The organism is Actinosynnema pretiosum, from assembly GCF_002354875.1.
Classification (GTDB): Bacteria; Actinomycetota; Actinomycetes; order Mycobacteriales; family Pseudonocardiaceae; genus Actinosynnema; species Actinosynnema auranticum.
Window position 1 is genome coordinate 3,130,146 of record NZ_CP023445.1, and the last position, 16,087, is coordinate 3,146,232.

Consider the following 16,087-nt stretch of genomic DNA (forward strand, 5'->3'; position numbering starts at 1 on the left):
TCATCCCCGCTCCCTGCCGAAGGCCGCCCGCACCTGCGCCCGCACCCGCCGCCCGGCCACCCGCACCGGACCGACCACCGACTCCCGCACCCACCGCGCGGGCTCGACCACCACCAACCGCCACACCGACCGCACCCCACGACCCGCCGCACGACCGACCGCGCGCAGCGCGTGCCCGACCGGCGTCAGCACCTCCCGGTGCACCCACCGGGCGGGCGCCACCACCAGCACCCGCCCCACCGCGCGCAGCCCACGCCCGAGCGGCGCCGCGACCCGCCGGTGCGCCCACACCAGGCTCCCGACCACCAGCCGCGCCAGCGCCGACACCACCCGGCGCACGACCGCCCACGCGGTCCGCACCACCTCGGCCAGCCCCCGCCCGATCCCGCGCGCCACCCACCCGAGTCCCCGCAGCAGCAGCCGCACCCCGTCGCGGGTCCACCGCGCCAGGCGCACCACGACCTCCTCCCACGCCCACCGCAGCGGTCGCGCCACCAGCACCCGCACCCCGGCCGCCAGCACGTCCCGCACCCCGCGCAGCGCCCGCGCCACACCCCGCCCGACCGCCCGCAGCACCACCGCCGACCTGCGCCAACCCCAGCGCGCGCCGTGTCCGATCGGCCGCAGGGCGACGCGGTAGAGCCGCGTGCAGACCCACTCGACGCCGTGCGCGAGCCCGTCGAAGCCGACCTCCAGGACCGCCAGCGCCCCGCGCGCCAGCGGCAGCAGCACCCGCCGACCCAGCGGGCGCAGCACCCAGCGGCGCAGGCCCCGCCCCGACGACCGGGCGCCCCGGCCGAGCCGGGAGAGCACGCCGATCAACCCCCGGAACAGCACGGCCCGCACCCGGCCCAGCAGGCGCAGCAGGGCGCGCGCCGGGCGGATCACCAGGAGCCGGAACCCCGCCGCGAGCCCCCGGACGAGGGGCCGCAGGACGCGGTCGCGCAGGAACCGCCCCGACCTGCCGAAGGCGCGGCCGACCATCCGGGCCAGCGTCGCGAGCGGGCGGAGCACGACGGCGCGGGCGGTCCGCGCGGTCAGCTTCAGCCACTCCCAGCCGAGCTGCGCCGGGACCACGACGCCGACCGCGATCACCCGCGCCACCCAGACCGCCCACGCCGGGGGCTCCGGCGGTTCGGCGAGCTCCTCCGCGGCGTCGCCGACCGGCCGGGGTGTGGCGTCCGCCTCATCACCCGATCGGACGAGCCTCGCCGCTTCCCCGGTATCCGGCACTTCCTCAGGCATGATCCCTTCATACCTGGTCAAGGCGGTCACGCGCGGTCATTCCGGGCAGCCGACCTGCACTGTTGCAACCACTAGGGCCCTCACCCGTCTGTGTTAGCTTCTCCACCGGCTAGAGCCGGTCCGCAGTGGACCGGGCGGGGGAACCCGGTGCGAATCCGGGACTGACGCGCAGCGGTGAGGTGGTCCGGCGGGAGAGCCGGCGCCGAGTCCGAGTACCCGACTGGCTCCCCGCCGCGAGGCGGGGACACCGTACGGACGGGCTCCGCGACCGAGCCCTCGACGTGAGGAACCGCTGTGCGCCCAGCACGCCCCGCCACACCCCTGCGCTCCACAACCCCGCGCGCGACCGCCCTGCTCGTCGCGCTCGCCGCCGCGACCGCCTGCTCCTCCGCCCCCGCGCAGGACGCCCCCGCCCCCGCCGCCGCCACCGCCACCGCCGTCACCCTGGACAACTGCGGCCGGAAGGTCACCGTCGCCGCGCCCCCGCAGCGCGCCGTCGCGCTCAACCAGGGCAGCGCCGAGATCATGTACGCCCTCGGCCTCGAAGACCGCATGGTCGGCACCGCCACCTGGACCGACCCGGTCCTGCCCGAGCACGCCGCCGCCAACGAGAAGGTCCCGCGCCTGGCCGACAACGCGCCCTCGTTCGAGCGCGTCCTGGAGGCCGAGCCCGACTTCGTCGCCGCCTCCTTCGAGTCCGTCCTCGGCACCGGCGGCGTCGCCACCCGCGACCAGTTCGAGCAGCTCGGCGTCCCCACCTACCTCTCGCCCACCGACTGCGGCGCCAAGGACAACAGCGGCGACGGCGACGGCGTCCGCACCACCCCGCTGACCATGGACGACGTCTACGGCGAGATCCGCGACCTGGCGAAGGTCTTCGGCGTCGCCCAGCGCGGCGACGACCTGGTCGCCTCGCTCCAGCAGCGCATGGGCGCCGCCACCGACGGCCTCGAGGCCGAGGGCGTCGACCTGGCGTTCTGGTTCGCCAACTCCGAGGCCCCGTACCTGGGCGGCTGCTGCGGCGCGCCCGGCGTGGTCGTCACGGCGCTCGGCGCGAGCAACTCGTTCCAGGACACCCGAGAGGAGTGGCCCCAGATCAACTGGGAGGCCGTCGCCGAGCGCGACCCCGACGTGCTCGTCATCGGCGACCTCACCCGCCGCTCGCAGACCGCCGAGACCGGCGCCGCCAAGATCGCGTTCCTGGAGTCGAACCCGGTCACCGCGCGGATGACCGCCGTCAAGGAGAAGCGGTACGTCCTGCTCCCCGGCCAGGCCATGAACCCGACCATGCGCACCGTCGGCGCCGTCGAGACCGTGGCGCAGGCCCTGCGCCGCTTCGGGCTCGGCGGGTGACCGCCCGCCGCGCGCCGCTGTGGCTCGCGGTCGTCGGCGGGCTGGCGCTGCTGCTGGTGTCCGTCGCGCTCGCGGTCACGTTCGGACCGGCGGGCATCGGCGTCTCCGACGTCTGGACGACCGTGCTCGCCCACCTCGGCTGGGGAAGCTCCTCGCTGTCGCCGCTGCGCGACGGCATCGTGTGGCACCTGCGCGTGCCCAGGACCCTGCTCGCCGCGGTGTGCGGGGCCGGGCTCGCGGTGTGCGGCGTGGTGCTCCAGTCGCTGCTGCGCAACCCGCTGGCCGACCCGTTCGTGCTCGGGGTGTCCTCGGGCGCGTCGACCGGGGCCGTGGTCGTCGTCGTGCTCGGCATCGGCGGCGGCGCCGTGACGCTGTCCGCCGGGGCGTTCGTGGGCGCGGTGTGCTCGTTCGCGCTGGTGCTGCTGCTGAGCCAGGCGCTCGGCGGGCGGGTGGACCGGGTCGTGCTGTGCGGGGTCGCGGCGATGCAGCTGTTCTCGGCGCTGACCTCGTTCATCGTGCTCACCGCCGCCGACGCCGAGACCACCAAGGGCGTGCTGTTCTGGCTGCTCGGGTCGCTGGCCGGGGCGTCGTGGACCGACGTCGCGGTGTGCGCTGCGGTGCTGGTGCTCTCGCTGGTGGTGTGCGTCGGGCACGGGCGGGCGCTGGACGCGTTCGCGTTCGGCGAGGACGCCGCCGCCTCCCTCGGCGTGCGGGTGGGGCGCACCAGGGTCGTGCTGCTGTGCGTGACCGCGCTGCTGACCGCCGCGCTGGTGAGCGTGGCGGGCGCGGTCGGGTTCGTCGGCCTGGTGCTGCCGCACGCGACGCGCGCGATCATCGGCTCCGCGCACACCCGGCTGCTGCCGGTGACGGCGCTGACCGGCGCGGTGTTCCTGGTGTGGGTGGACACGGCGGCGCGGACCGTGCTGGAGCCGCAGGAGGTGCCGGTGGGGGTGCTGACCTCGCTGATCGGGGTGCCCGCGTTCATCGTGGTGCTGGCGCGCGCGGGGAGGGTGTCGTGAGCGCGGGGCTGGCCGCCCGCTCGGTGGAGCGGGTCACCGGGGGCAAGGTCATCGTCGACGGGGTGACCCTGGAGCTGGAACCGGGCAGCACGACCGGGCTGCTCGGGCCGAACGGCGCCGGGAAGTCGACGCTGCTGCGGCTGCTGTCCGGGGTGCTCGCGCCCACGGCGGGCGTGGTGACGCTCGACGGCGAACCGCTGGGCCGCTCCCGGCGCGAGCTGGCGCGGCGGCTCGCGGTCGTGGCGCAGCAGGCGGAGACGCAGGTGGAGCTGACCGTGGCCGAGGTCGTGCGGCTCGGGCGCGTGCCGCACCGCAAGCTGCTGGCCGGGCCGACGGCGCGGGACGAGGCGGCGGTCGCGCGGGCGCTGGAGCGGACCGGGCTGACCGGGCACGCCGGGCAGTCGTGGCACACGCTGTCGGGCGGGGAGCGGCAGCGGGTGCAGATCGCGCGGGCGCTGGCGCAGGAGCCGCAGGAGCTGCTGCTCGACGAGCCGACCAACCACCTGGACATCCAGCACCAGCTTGAGCTGCTCGGGCTGGTGGTGTCGCTGCCGGTGACGGCGGTGATCGCGCTGCACGACCTGAACCTGGCGGCGATGCACTGCGACCGGCTGGTGGTGCTGCGCGCCGGGAGGGTGGTGGCGGCCGGGAAGCCGGAGGAGGTGCTGACGGCGGAGCTGATCGGCGAGGTCTACGGGGTCCGCGCCGAGGTGACCCCGACCGGCGTCGACGGGCGACCGCACGTGCGGTACCTGGGGGTCGGGCGCTAGGCCCGGCAACGCGGTCGGGGCGCACCGCCGGACCCCGGTCCGCTGCCTGCGGCGGGACAACCCGTGGACGCTCTGCCAGGGGCGGTGGTCGGGCGGGACGTCACGTCACGGGGCGCCGACGCGCACCCGCCACCTGATGCCGTCGACGAGGTGCCGCTTCCCCCACCTCGGTGGGCGACCCGGCTTGACGCCGACGGGCATCGCCCACTGCGCGTCGGCCAGGTCGGACCGCCCCGCCGCGGCCACCGACACGCCGCCGCCCACCTCACCTGTGAAACACGCGCTAACCGCTCGCCAAGCCCTCACCCCGCGCGCGCAGCGCCTCGGTGAGCAGGGTGACGCCGTACTCGTAGGCCCGGTCGACGTCGCCGCCCAGGTTGAACCCGCCGCCCAGCTCCATGGTCAGGAACCCGTGCGCCCAGGCGGTGAACGTGCGCGCCGCGTCCAGCGCCTGCTCCTGACCCACGAGCGCCGCCGAGGCCCGCAGCACGGGCGCCGCCACCCGCGCCAGCACCGGCTGCGCCATCGCGACCCCGGCGCTGAAGACCAGCGCGAACCCGACCGGCCGCCGGTGCGCGAAGACGCGGATCGCGCGCGCCATCGCGGCCAGCGCGTCCGCGCCCGCGAGGTCCCCGGCGGCGGAGGCGAGCAGCTCCCCGAGCTCGTCCGCCGTGGCCTCGGTGATCAGGGTGACGAGCTCCTCGCGGTTGCGCACGCGCTTGTAGAGCGACGGCGCCCGCACCCCGACCCGCTCGGCCACCGCCTGCATGGTCAGCCCGGCGGCGCCGCGCGACTCCAGCAGGTCCCGCCCCGCCTGGACGATCTCGGCGACGGACGTGCGGTCGGGCGTCGGCACGGGTGAACTCCCCTCACTGATGGCTATTGACGTTAGCCATGATGGCTACGTAAGTTAGCCATCACAGTCTAGCGACCCTGGAGCGACAGCGATGAGACTCGGCCCCCACCTCCACCGCATCGGGAACGACGTCGTGGCGGCCTACCTGATCGTCACGGACGAGGGGATCACCGTCGTGGACGCGGGCATGGCGGGCCACTGGCGCGACCTGCTGGCCGAACTGGAGTCGATCGGCCGCGGCCTGGCCGACGTGCGCGGCGTGGTCCTCACCCACGGCGACACCGACCACATCGGCTTCGCCGAGCGCCTGCGCCGCGACCACGGCGTCCCGGTCCACGTCCACCCCGCCGACGCCGCGCGGGCGCGGGGCGAGGTGAAGACGAACCCCGAGTGGGGCAGCACGAAGCTCGGCCCCCTCCTGGGCTTCCTCTGGTGCGGCCTCAGGAAGGGCGGCCTGCGCACCACCTACCTGACCGAGGTGGTCGAGGTGCACGACGGCCAGGTGCTCGACCTGCCCGGCGCGCCCCGCGTGATCTCCCTGCCCGGCCACTCGCCGGGCAGCCTGGCCGTGCACGTCCCGATCGCCGACGCCCTGCTCGTCGGCGACGCGCTGACCACCCGCCACGTCCTGACCGGCGAGCGCGGCCCCCGGCCCGCGCCGTTCACCGACGAGCCGGAGCGGGCGCTGGAGTCGTTGGCGCGCCTGGCGGACGTCGAGGCGAAGTGGGTGCTGCCGGGGCACGGCGCACCGTGGTCGGACGGCGTCCCCGCGGCGCTGGCGGCCGTGCGGGCGGCGAAGGCGGCACGCGGCTAGGTCGCGGGCGGGTCTTTCCTGTATCGATCAGTTTCGGAGAAGCCCGCGCCCGCCCGACCCCCTAGGGTGGTGCTCCGGACCGCACCCGTCACCACCCCAGGAGCGCACCGTGTCCTTCCAGGCATACCTGGACGCCATCGAGGTCAAGACCGGCAAGATCCCCGCCGACCTGGTCGCCGAGGCCCGCGAGCGCGGGTACGGCGCGGACACCAAGGCGGGTGAGATCGTGCAGTGGCTCAAGGACGACTACGAGCTCGGGCGGGGGCACGCGATGGCGCTCGTGCACGTGATCAAGAAGGGCACCCGGATCGACGGCAAGCACGTCGGCACCGGCACCGCGCACAGCGATCCCGGCAACGAGCTGCGCCTGGACGGCAAGGCCAACCGCTAGTCGTCCGCCAGCCCGTCCACGCGCCGCCGCAGCGCCGCGTCCAGCAGGCGCGTCAGCTCCCCGACCCGCCCCCGACCGGCCGGGGCGTGCGGGTAGCGCCGCAGCACCGCGACCACGGTCGCGTCGGCCAACCCCTCCGCCCGCGCCAGCACCGCGGCGGCGTCCCCCGAGTCCAGCTCGGCGGACCGGGCGTCGTGCGCGGCGGCCCCGAGGACGTGCGGCACCTGGGTGGCCTTGGCCAGCGGGTGCAGGTACGCCGCGCCCGCAGCCGCCACCGCCGCCCGCGCCGCCTCGGCGGCCACCGGGTCCCCGGCGTCCCGCGCCTCCCCGCACGCCCGCTGCGCCGCCCACGCCCCGTCCCGGATGGCCTTGGTCCGCCTGCCCCCGTCCGCGAACGCCCGAGCCGCCACCACCGCCTCGCGCGCCCGGACGTCCCCCGGCCGCCGCGCCTCGAACCGCGCGAGCGCGGGCTCGGCGCAGGCCACCGCGTAGGCGGTGACCGCGCGCAGCTCGTCGGTGCTCAGCTCGATCGCGTCACTGCTCACGGCGGTGAACGCTAGCGCTGAGGCTCATGCTTCGGGAGCGGAGCCTCGCTTGAACGTGAACACCATGCCTCCCTTGCCCGCCAACTCGCCGCCGGTTCCCAGCAGTGACAGCTGCCCCTTGGCGCTGATCTCCACCGACACCTGCACCTGGTCCAGGTGGTAGTCACCCGCCGTCGCCGACAGCCCGGCGACGACCTCGCGTACCGAGCCGAGGAACTCCTCGACCCTGCGCCGGAACACCTCGACGGGGATCTCGCTGCGTTCGTACCGGAACTCCTCCCGCCTGCGCCCCGACCTCTCGGCCCTGCCCGGTTCGGGTTCTTCCAGGCCCAGCAGCCTGATGGTGCTCTCGTTGTCCTCGGTCATCGTGCTCGCTCCCTTCGCTCGCTGGTGCTCACTCCCTGACGACGGCCAGGTCGGTGTTGCCGTAAGCCGAGTAGGCCAGCCCGAGTGGGTTGCCGTGCCGGTGCAGCAGGGTCTCCCGCGCCCGGTGCACCGAACGCCCGAAACCCACGCCCTCCACCAGGAACGACCGGTAGAACGCGACCGCGAACGCGGCTGCCTCCTCGTCCGGGATCGCGATCTCCGTGCCGAGGAAACCGCGGTTGCCGTTCTCGAGGAACAGCTGGGGGAAGGACAGCGAGGTCTTGGGGTCCACGGTGGACGACCCGCAGGCGTTGAGGAAGACCAAGGGCAGGGGCGCATCCTCCCGGTCATCGCCGAGCATGAACGCCTCGCCCAACTCGCCCAGGGTCAGGCGCACCGAGCCGCCTTCGCCGCGCAATGACAGCTCGTAGCGCAGCGCGCTGTCCCCGGTCGTGTCGCAGTGGCAGGAGAAGTGCTGCACGTGGTCACCTCGCCCGGACTCCCCGGCACGCGTGATCGCGCGCGCGACCTCCTTCGGCGTCTCGCTCTCACCGGGGTGGGGGCCGCGCAGTTCCACCCAGCCGACCGCGTCCTCGAACCAGGCGCGTTCGACCCCGCTGCCGGGCAGCGACCCGTCGTGCAGGTAGCGCACCAGCACCCGGCCGTCCAGCGGTCGCACCTCGCCCCTGCCGTCCGAGGGGGTTCGCACCAGGACGGCGCGGCGCACCACGCAGGCGAAACCGATGAGCGATCGGCAGCGCTCGACGAAATCCGCGTGCCCGGTCACCGGGACGGCCAGGGCGTGCAGGTCGAACACGGGGAGGAACTCCAGGGGGAGCAACCCGGTCACGTCGCCGACGCACTCCACCACCGGCACCCGGCGGCCGGACGCCCAGTCCGGGAACGCCTCCTGCCAGAACGCCGTCAGCAGCCTGGCTCCGTGCGGACCGAACAGGACCAGCAGCACTTGGCGCGCGGTGCTGCCCAACTCCTCCGCCACTGCGGGCAGCACGTCGGCGTGCACGTCCAGCGCGGTGATCAGGTCCTTGATCCGGGTGAGTCCCAGCTTCAACCGGTCGCGGGCCTCGGCGACCGAACCCCGGTCCACGATCGGCAGGACCTGCGGCGCGCCGGGGGAGAGCGCGGAGTGGAACGCGACGGAGAAACCGGCGCCGGCGTGCTCGACCCTGACGGAGACGGCTGGGGGTTCAGCGGTCATCGTCGAGCTCCGGGGAAGCGGTGAACGACAGCGCCTGCGCGAAGCGGCCGGACTGGAACAGCTGCACCCACACCTCGTGCGTCGTTCGCTCGTCGTCGAAGGGGAAGAGGGAGACGACCTGGTGCGCGGGGAACTCACCTCTGACCTCAAGCCGGGACCTCCTGGGGGAGACCTGCGCGGTGGAGCAGTCCACGACCAGTTCGAACTCCGCTTCCTCCGCGCTCGCGCTGCCTTCGAGGCGCACGTCGGCCAGCACGGGTGTGTGGCCGATCGGCCGGGAGCGGCCGAGGCGCACGTCGAAGTTGATCTGCGGATCGAATGAATCGGCCCAGATCTCCACAACCGCGAGAACACCGGTGAAGTCCACCACCGCTGGTCCGCGCAGCACCCGTTCCACGGCCTGGTCCACGGTCTGGAGCACCAGCTCCGCCTCGACGCCTGCTTCCCGGCGACGCAGTTCCGCCACATCCCCTGGCAGCGCCCGGATCGTGCGCAGCACCATTTCCAGATATTCCCGCTGCTCCATGACCAGTGCTTGGGTTTCCCGTCCCAGGCGATCGGCGATGTCCTGCACCGCACCGGGGGAAAGACGTCTGCTGTCGCGTTCGTGGTCCAGCGGGACATCACGTGCGGTGGAGGTGAGCGCGTCGCCCAGTGCGGCCAGTCGCCACCTGGACTCGGGTACCGGCAGGTGGAGCGCCTCGACGAGTTCGAGCACGTGGACGTCGACGGCTTGCGCCTGCGCGGTGCGAGCGTCGTGGAGGAGCCGCCGGGCCGTCGGTACCGAGAAGAGCATCAGCAGAGCGCTGGTCGTCGTGAGCGCCCAGTCGCCCACGGCCGCCAGCACGAGGACGGCGCTCGCGGAACAGGCTGCCACCACCCTGGCTGATTCCGCGCCGAACTCCAGCCAGGACACCCGGCGTTGAACCGGGGGTCGGCCACCAAGCGGACCCTCGGCCACAGCTCTTCCAGGAGAGCGCCGTACGTCGTGGCGATCCTGAGCTCACTGCGCGCCGTGCCCGCGCTCACCAGCAGCAGGGCCGAAGGGGGCACGTGGTGCTTCCCCTGATCCTCCTCCAGGAAGTGCTTCAACCGATCAGGCGCCTCCCAGCGCCCCTGCCGCGCTCGCTCCGCGACCAGCCGCAGTCCGGGCGTGCGCATGTCCACCCGCAGCCGCAGGGCCAGCACGAGCACCTGGCAGACCAGCTGTCCCGCCATGGTGAGCAGCGCCAGTGGGGAGGGCTTCGGGAACAGGTCAGGTGTGGTGAGCGCGGCGACCACCGGGCCGACCAGCCAGATCAGCAGGGGGAGGCCGGGGTCGCGCAGCCCGGCCACCCTCGAGCCCACGGTTATCCCGGAAAGCAGCACCAGCAGCGCGAACAACCAGACGACGAGCGCGGCACCACTGCGGGGATCGCCAGGCCACGGCCCATCCGAACCGGGACCGCCGCCGCTCGTCCACACCACGACGACGACCAGACACGCCAGTTGCGCGAGCAGGAGCGCCGCCACCAGCCACGCGCTCCTGCTCCACCGGTTGCCCACCGCCTTGTTCCCCTCCCGCCCCGTGTTCCCGGCATCCTGCCGAGAGCGCGCCACGAGAGGACCGCAACACTGCGGCGTTCACTCGATTCGGTGATCCCAGGCGTTACTCCACGACTCTCCGCACCCGCTCCGCCGCGTCCTCCCGCCCCTGGCCCTCGTACAGCACCAGCGCCTCCTTCCACGCCGCCCGCGCCGCGTCCTCCGCGCCCAGCGCCGCGTGCGCCTCCCCGAGCTGCTCCAGCACGTCCGCCGTCATGTTCGTGTTGTGCAGCCCCCGGTACAGCCGCAGGGCCTCCGCGCAGTGCCCCACCGCCTCCCGGTGCCTGCCGTCGCCGTGCTCGATCGCCGCCAGGTAGTGCCTGGTCGTGGCCTCGCCGTCGGGGTTCGGGTGGGCCCGGTACAGCTCCAGCGCGGCCTCGCAGTCCGCGCGGCCCGCCGCCCGGTCGAGCAGGCGCGCGGTCAGCAGGCCCCGGTAGGTCAGGGCCGCCGCCTCCCACACCGGCTGGTCCAGGTCGCGGAACAGGTCGCAGGCCAGCCGGGCGTCCGCCAGGCCCCGCTCGTCGTCGCCGACCTCGCAGCGCACCCACGCCAGCATCCGGTGCGAGTGGGCGCGCTCCGAGCGGTCGTCACCGGCCTCGGCCAGCGCCAGGGCCTTGTGCAGGCGCACCACCGCCGCCCGGTGCCTGCCCAGGTGGGCGAGGGCGCGGCCGAGGAAGCGGTTGGCCCGGATCAGCGGCATCGGCTCGGCCAGGTGCTCGGCCGACTCGACCGCCCGCTGCCAGGTGAGGACCCGGTCGCGCAGGTGGCCGCAGCGGCCGTGGAACGAGTCCGCGCCCCAGGCCAGCAGCCACGCCGTGTGGTGCTCGCCCGCAACCGCGGCGCTCTCCTGCGCGGCCAGCAGGTTCGGGTGCTCCTCGGCCAGCCACGCCATCGCCTCGGCCGTGCCCGCCGGTGGCCGCACCAGCGCGCCGCGCGCCGGTGGCGGGAGGGGGAGGGGTTGGCGGTGCGGGGCGAGGAGGCGGTCGCAGGCGTGGGCGGTGCGGGCGTAGTGGTCGAGCAGGCGGGTCAGCGCGGCCTCCCGCTCGTCCGCGCCCAGCGCCTCGTCGGCCACGGCCAGCGCGTGCACCCGCACCAGGTCGTGCATCGAGTAGCGGCCCCGGTCGTCCTGCTCCAGCAGCGACGCCTCCTCCAGGCCGCGCAACGCCTGCGCGGCGGCGGAGGGCGGGAGGTCGACGAGGCTCGCGGTGGCCTCGCGGGACAGGTCGGGGCCGGGGGAGAGGCCGATCAGCGCGAACAGGCGGCGGCGCTCCGGCGGGAGCGCGTCGTACGACCAGGACAGGACGGCGGGCAGGCTGATCGCCGGGTCGTCGTCGTCCAGCGCGGACAGGCCGGACTCGCGCAGCTCGGCGGCGAACCCCGCCAGCGGCGCCCCCGGCCGCAACCGGGCCCGGCTCGCCACCAGCGCCAGCGCGAGCGCGGACCCCCGGCACAGCGCCACCAGCTCGGCCACCGCCTCGCGCTCCGCAGCCACCCGCTTCGCGCCCAGCCGGGCCGTCAGCAGCGCCTCGGCCTCGTCGGCGGTCAGGGGCGGGAGGCGCTCGTGGTGCACGTCGTGCTGGACGAACAGCGGGCGCAGGGCGTTGCGGCTGGTGACGATGACCGCGCTGGAGCGGCCACCGGGCAGCAGCGGGGCGACCTGCTCGGCGGACGCCGCGTTGTCCAGCACCACCAGGACGCGCCGGTCCGCGAGCAGACTCCGGTAGAGCCCGGCCTGGTCGTGCAGGTCCGTCGGGATGCGCGAGGGCTCCACCCCCAGCGCGTCCAGGAACCCGCGCACCGCGACGGAGGTCTCCATCGGCGCCCCGTCCGGCGTGAACCCGCGCAGGTCGACGAACAGCTGCCCGTCGGGGAAGCGCCCGGCGTTCCGGTGCGCCCACCGCACCGCGAGCCACGTCTTGCCCACCCCTCCGGCGCCCGCGAGCGCCAGGACCGGTGGGACGCCCTCGGCCTGGGCGGCGTGGAGGGCCGCGTCGAGGCGGTCCAGCTCGGCGTCGCGACCGACGAACCTGGTGGGTTCCGGGGGGAGGCGGCGGGGCTTGGCGGGTAACGCGAGCGGGGTGGTGGGCTCGGGCATCGGGGCACCTCGGGGTAGGGGAGGACCACGGTAGCCGGAAGCCCCGGCCGGGGAGGGGGATCAGCCGTCCGGCAACCCGCGCAACCGCCGCAGGGTTCGGTGCCCCGCCGCGCCCCAGGTGGGTTGGCCGCCCGGTTCGCCGCGCGTCCAGGCCCGCCCCACCGAGACCATCAGCAACCCGGACAGCAGCGCCCAGCCCCGCGCCCTCCGGACGGTGGCCCCGTCCGCGTGCGGGCACGTCGCCAGGAAGTCCGGGATCACCCGGTGCGGCAGGAGCTTCCAGGCCGCGGACAGGTCCACCGCCGGGTCGCCCGCGCACATCCCGCCGAAGTCGACCACGCCGGTCAGCGCGCCGTGGTTGGTGATCACGTTCGCGGGGTGCAGGTCGCCGTGCAGCCAGACCGGAAGGGCTTCCCATTCCGGAGCGCTCACCGCGTCGGACCAGATGTCTTGCAGGGCGGCGGAATCCACTTTATCGGCCGCTCGCGACAGGTGAGCGGCCACGTCGTCGGAGCGGGCGCTCAGCGGGGCGCGGCGGGACGGGTTGGTGGGGGCGCCTGGCGGAGCCGGGCGGTTCAGGGCGCGCAGGAAAGCGGACAGGGCGGCCGCGGAGTCGGCGGGGGCGGTCAGGGGGGTGGTGTCCGCCGGGGTTCCGGGGACCCACTCCACCACGGACCACGGGCGGGGAAAGCGGGCGGAAGGCGAGGTGAAGCGCAGGGGGACCGGGACCGCTAGGGGAAGGCGCGGGGCCAGCTCCGGCAACCAGCGGAACTCCTTGGCCAGCAACCCCGCCGACTCGTCGTCCAGCACCGGCAGGCGCACTGCCAGGTCCTCGCCCAGGCGCCACAGCTGGTTCGCCCACCCGGACGCCACCCGCCGCACGGGCAACCCGGCCAGGTCCGGATGTGCCTCGGCCACCAGAAGACGCACCAGCTCCGCCGTCGTCTCCCACCTCCCCGCCGCGTTCACCGGACCAGCCCCCCACCCGACGACACCCCGCCCACAGACACTCCGCCCCCCGCTACACCACCCCGCTCAACGCGCTGTCCACCCCCAGCAGGTCCAGCGCCCCCGGCAGATCCCCCCGCCGGGTCACCCGCAGCTTCCGGTACACCCGCGTCAGGTGCTGCTCCACCGTGCTCACCGTGATGAACAGCTTCCGCGCGATCTCCTGGTTCTTGTCCCCCCGAGCCGCCAGCTCCGCCACCCGCTGCTCCGCCTCGCTCAACCGCCTGACCTCCACCGCCCGCCCCGCCACCACCCCCTCCAGCTCACCCTCCCGCGCCCCCTCCGGCGCGTCCCGCCCGCCCTGCCCCGGCCGCTCGCCCGGCAACCCCACCCCGCACCGCTCCGCCAACGCCCACGCCCGCCGCACCGCCAACCGCCCCCGGTCGACGTCCCCCAGCCGGTGCAGCGCCTGCCCGAGGTCCGCCAGCGCGTGCGCCTGCTCCACCACCGCCCCGCACCGCTCCAGCACCTCCACCGCCTCCCGCAGCAACCCCGGCCGCTCCGCCGGTTCCGCGGTCTGCGCCAGCAGCCGCAGCGTCACCCCGCGCACCCGCCCGTCGCCCCGGTGCGCCCGCGCCAGCTGCTCCTCCAGCACCGCCCGCGCCTGCCCGGTCTTCCCGCGCCGCAGCAGCACCTGCGCCACCCCGGTCCGCCACGGCAACAACCCCACCGCGTCCACCCCCCACGCCACCGCCAGCTCCCCGCACGCCCGGAACGCCGTGGCCGCCGCGTGCGACCGGCCCGCCGCCAGGTCCTGCCAGCCCTTGGCCAGCCAGTACCGCAACCCGGCCGTGGTCCGGAACGTCACCTCCGGCACCTGCCGCCGGGGCAGCTCCACCCCGCGCCGCCCGGACGCCGTCCCCGCCTGCAGCAGCGTCGCCAGCGGCCGTCCCGCCATCGCGCCCCACGACTCCGCGCGCACCCCCGCCAGCGCCCGCCGCGCGTGCTCGATCGCCGCCCCGTACTCCGAGGCCCGCAGCGCGATGTCCGCCCGCACCCCCAGCAGCACCGCCGTCCACGCCCCCGCGTCCCGCGCCCCCGCCTCGGCCAGCAGCGCCTCGCACCACGGCAGCGCCTCCCGCCACCGGTCCAGGTCCACCAGCGCGGTCAGCACGCTGAACAGCACCTCGGCGTTCCGGTCGGTCAGCGCGCACCCGTGCAGCACGTGCTCGGCGTGCTCGACCGCCTCCTCCGGGTCCCCGCCCGCCAGCGCGATCTCCAGCACCCGCACCGCCTGCGCGTGCGGCGACATCCCGGCCTCGCGCAGCAGGTACTCCGCGTCGTCGTCGTCCAGCAGCTCCGGGCCCCGCGCGGGCAGCCCCGGCGCGTGGTAGGCCAGCCAGGTCCGCAGGAACGGCAGCTCCACCCGCAACCGCAGCGGCGCCCGCCCGCCGGGGGGCGCGAGCCGCCCGAGCAGCGTGGCCGCGTCGTCCAACCGGCCCGCCCGCACCAGGTGGCACACCACCGGGGTCAGCGGTCCGGGGAACCCGCCCTCCGCCGCGGCCTCCAGCAGCCGGTCCACGTGCCGCGCGCACCCCGCCCCGCCGCCGCGCAGGTGCGCCGAGACCAGCAGGCTCAGCACCGCGACCCGCTCCCGCGCGTCTGCGGCCACCCGCGCCCCCAGCTCCAGGTACGCGACCGCCCGCTCGACCCGGTCGTCCCGCAGCGCCGCGGTCCCGGCCTCCAGCAGCAGCGCCGCGCTCCACCCCGGCAGCGCGTCCCCGGCCGCCAGCAGCAGGTCCGCCACCGCGTCGGGCGCCGCGCCGCCGTAGTACAGCCGCCGGGCCGCCCGCAGGTGCAGCGCGGCCCGCTCCCCGGTCGGGAGCGGGGCGAGCACCGCGGCGCGCGCGGCGGCGTGCGGCAACCGCCCGCCCACCGTCACCCCGGCCGAGTCCAGCGCCCTGGTGCGCACCAGCACCGACTCCGGCGGCACGCCCAGCAGGTCGGCCACCTGCTCGGGCTCCGCGGGCCGGTCCAGCACGGCGCACGCCACCGCCACGTCCGCGAGCTCCGGGTCGCACCGGTGCAGCACCGCCCCCACCGCCTCCGCGAACGCCTCGCCCGGCGCGGGCCCGCCCCCGTCCCGCGCCACCCCGTCCTCCAGCAGCGCCTTGAGCAGCAGCGGGTTCCCGCCGCTCACCGCGTGCCACTCGGCGGCGGACCCGGCCGAGGCCCCGAACCGCCGCGCCACCGCCTCCGCCACCGCGCCCGCGCTCAGCGGCGCGAGCCGGACCTGCCGCCACAGCGGCTGCCGGTGCACCTCGCCGAGCAGGAACGGGTTGGCGCGCCGGGTCCCGGTCTGCGCGGCCAGCACCACGGCCACCCGCGCCCCGCGGGCCCGGCGGGCCACGAACGACAGGCAGCGCAGCGAGTGCTCGTCGGCGAGGTCGGCGTCGTCGGCGACCAGCACGAGCGGGCGCTCGGCGGTCACCTCCAGCACCGCGCGCCACAGCGTCCGCGAGATCAGCGGCCCCACCCGCGGCGGCGGCTCCTGCGCCGTCCGCGCCCCGGCGGGCCACCCGGCCTCGTCCAGCAGCCGCAGGACCTCGGGGAACCGGGACGGGAAGGTCGATGGCCGCTGGAGCGCCTGGCCGAGCGCGGCGAACGGGACGTCGCGCTCGCCGCGCGAGGACACCGAGCCGAGCACGACCGCGCCCGCCTCCGCGGCGTGCCCGGCGAACGCGGTCAGCAGCTCGCTCTTGCCGGTGGCCACCGGCCCGGTCACCACGGCGGCGCCGCCGCGCCCGTCGACCGCGTCCGCGAGCAGCGCGCGCAGCAGCCCCAGCTCGTGGTCCCGCTCGATCACTCCACTCCTCCTCCGG

16 protein-coding genes and 1 riboswitch are annotated in these 16,087 nt (G+C 75.7%); of the genes, 5 read left to right on the forward strand and 11 right to left on the reverse strand.

Going from position 1 to position 16,087, the window contains the following annotated elements:
- Entirely contained in the window at positions 1-1,245 is a 1,245-nt protein-coding gene (locus CNX65_RS13695; protein WP_157767630.1) for a hypothetical protein, read from the reverse strand.
- A 137-nt stretch (positions 1,246-1,382) separates the two neighbouring features.
- A riboswitch (cobalamin riboswitch) is annotated at positions 1,383-1,463 on the forward strand.
- Between the two features lie 76 nt (positions 1,464-1,539).
- On the opposite strand from CNX65_RS13695, the gene CNX65_RS13700 reads away from it, so the two are divergent.
- The 3 genes from CNX65_RS13700 to CNX65_RS13710 are packed head-to-tail and all read left to right on the forward strand — an operon-like array spanning position 1,540 to position 4,387.
- Entirely contained in the window at positions 1,540-2,598 is a 1,059-nt protein-coding gene (locus CNX65_RS13700) for an ABC transporter substrate-binding protein (protein ID WP_096493146.1), read from the forward strand.
- Entirely contained in the window at positions 2,595-3,617 is a 1,023-nt protein-coding gene (locus tag CNX65_RS13705; RefSeq protein ID WP_096493148.1) for a FecCD family ABC transporter permease, read from the forward strand. The genes CNX65_RS13700 and CNX65_RS13705 overlap by 4 nt, the downstream gene beginning before the upstream one ends.
- Positions 3,614-4,387 (forward strand): ABC transporter ATP-binding protein, encoded by a 774-nt coding sequence (locus tag CNX65_RS13710; RefSeq protein WP_096493149.1) that lies wholly within the window; start codon positions 3,614-3,616, stop codon positions 4,385-4,387. The genes CNX65_RS13705 and CNX65_RS13710 overlap by 4 nt, the downstream gene beginning before the upstream one ends.
- 105 nt (positions 4,388-4,492) lie before the next feature.
- On the opposite strand, the gene CNX65_RS36920 is transcribed toward CNX65_RS13710, so the two are convergent.
- Both CNX65_RS36920 and CNX65_RS13720 read right to left on the reverse strand, forming a co-directional pair.
- Positions 4,493-4,639 carry a transposase gene (locus CNX65_RS36920; RefSeq protein ID WP_232519819.1) on the reverse strand — a complete coding sequence of 49 codons (147 nt, stop codon included), beginning with the start codon at positions 4,637-4,639 and terminating at the stop codon, positions 4,493-4,495.
- 31 nt (positions 4,640-4,670) lie between these two features.
- Positions 4,671-5,243: a TetR/AcrR family transcriptional regulator gene (locus tag CNX65_RS13720; RefSeq protein WP_096493151.1), complete on the reverse strand. Its 573-nt coding sequence runs from the start codon at positions 5,241-5,243 to the stop codon at positions 4,671-4,673.
- A 91-nt stretch (positions 5,244-5,334) separates the two neighbouring features.
- Here CNX65_RS13720 and CNX65_RS13725 point away from each other — a divergent pair, with 91 nt between their 5' ends.
- A complete protein-coding gene (locus CNX65_RS13725) occupies positions 5,335-6,057 on the forward strand; it encodes an MBL fold metallo-hydrolase (protein WP_096493153.1) in 723 nt (240 codons plus the stop codon).
- A gap of 109 nt (positions 6,058-6,166) precedes the next feature.
- Positions 6,167-6,448 carry a DUF4287 domain-containing protein gene (locus tag CNX65_RS13730; RefSeq protein ID WP_096493155.1) on the forward strand — a complete coding sequence of 94 codons (282 nt, stop codon included), beginning with the start codon at positions 6,167-6,169 and terminating at the stop codon, positions 6,446-6,448.
- Here CNX65_RS13730 and CNX65_RS13735 read toward each other — a convergent pair.
- From CNX65_RS13735 to CNX65_RS37815, 8 genes are all read right to left on the reverse strand, one after another.
- Complete coding sequence (locus CNX65_RS13735; RefSeq protein ID WP_096493157.1) at positions 6,445-6,993, reverse strand: putative immunity protein; 549 nt, start codon at positions 6,991-6,993, stop codon at positions 6,445-6,447. The genes CNX65_RS13730 and CNX65_RS13735 overlap by 4 nt on opposite strands.
- 24 nt (positions 6,994-7,017) lie before the next feature.
- Positions 7,018-7,359, reverse strand: coding sequence for a Pepco domain-containing protein (locus CNX65_RS13740; protein ID WP_096493159.1), 342 nt, complete (start codon positions 7,357-7,359; stop codon positions 7,018-7,020).
- Between the two features lie 28 nt (positions 7,360-7,387).
- The gene (locus tag CNX65_RS13745) at positions 7,388-8,578 is read right to left on the reverse strand and encodes a CHAT domain-containing protein (protein WP_157767631.1); all 1,191 of its coding nucleotides are present in this window, start codon (positions 8,576-8,578) and stop codon (positions 7,388-7,390) included.
- A complete protein-coding gene (locus CNX65_RS35315) occupies positions 8,568-9,413 on the reverse strand; it encodes a hypothetical protein (RefSeq protein ID WP_157767632.1) in 846 nt (281 codons plus the stop codon). The genes CNX65_RS13745 and CNX65_RS35315 overlap by 11 nt, the downstream gene beginning before the upstream one ends.
- Entirely contained in the window at positions 9,374-10,123 is a 750-nt protein-coding gene (locus CNX65_RS13750; RefSeq protein ID WP_096493163.1) for a hypothetical protein, read from the reverse strand. Before CNX65_RS13750 ends, CNX65_RS35315 begins: the two co-directional genes overlap by 40 nt.
- 103 nt (positions 10,124-10,226) lie before the next feature.
- Complete coding sequence (locus CNX65_RS37810; protein WP_096493165.1) at positions 10,227-12,257, reverse strand: ATP-binding protein; 2,031 nt, start codon at positions 12,255-12,257, stop codon at positions 10,227-10,229.
- 60 nt (positions 12,258-12,317) lie between these two features.
- Positions 12,318-13,226 (reverse strand): aminoglycoside phosphotransferase family protein, encoded by a 909-nt coding sequence (locus CNX65_RS13760; protein WP_096493167.1) that lies wholly within the window; start codon positions 13,224-13,226, stop codon positions 12,318-12,320.
- Between the two features lie 52 nt (positions 13,227-13,278).
- Positions 13,279-16,071 carry a helix-turn-helix transcriptional regulator gene (locus CNX65_RS37815; protein ID WP_177154383.1) on the reverse strand — a complete coding sequence of 931 codons (2,793 nt, stop codon included), beginning with the start codon at positions 16,069-16,071 and terminating at the stop codon, positions 13,279-13,281.
- Positions 16,072-16,087 lie beyond the last annotated feature (16 nt).

Bases quoted from the DNA above. Each gene is read 5' to 3' on its own strand.
- CNX65_RS13695 (WP_157767630.1), bottom strand. From the start codon at position 1,245: ATGCCTGAGGAAGTGCCGGATACCGGGGAAGCGGCGAGGCTCGTCCGA.
- CNX65_RS13725 (WP_096493153.1), top strand. From the start codon at position 5,335: ATGAGACTCGGCCCCCACCTCCACCGCATCGGGAACGACGTCGTGGCG.
- CNX65_RS13740 (WP_096493159.1), bottom strand. From the start codon at position 7,359: ATGACCGAGGACAACGAGAGCACCATCAGGCTGCTGGGCCTGGAAGAA.
- CNX65_RS13745 (WP_157767631.1), bottom strand. From the start codon at position 8,578: ATGACCGCTGAACCCCCAGCCGTCTCCGTCAGGGTCGAGCACGCCGGC.
- CNX65_RS37810 (WP_096493165.1), bottom strand. From the start codon at position 12,257: ATGCCCGAGCCCACCACCCCGCTCGCGTTACCCGCCAAGCCCCGCCGC.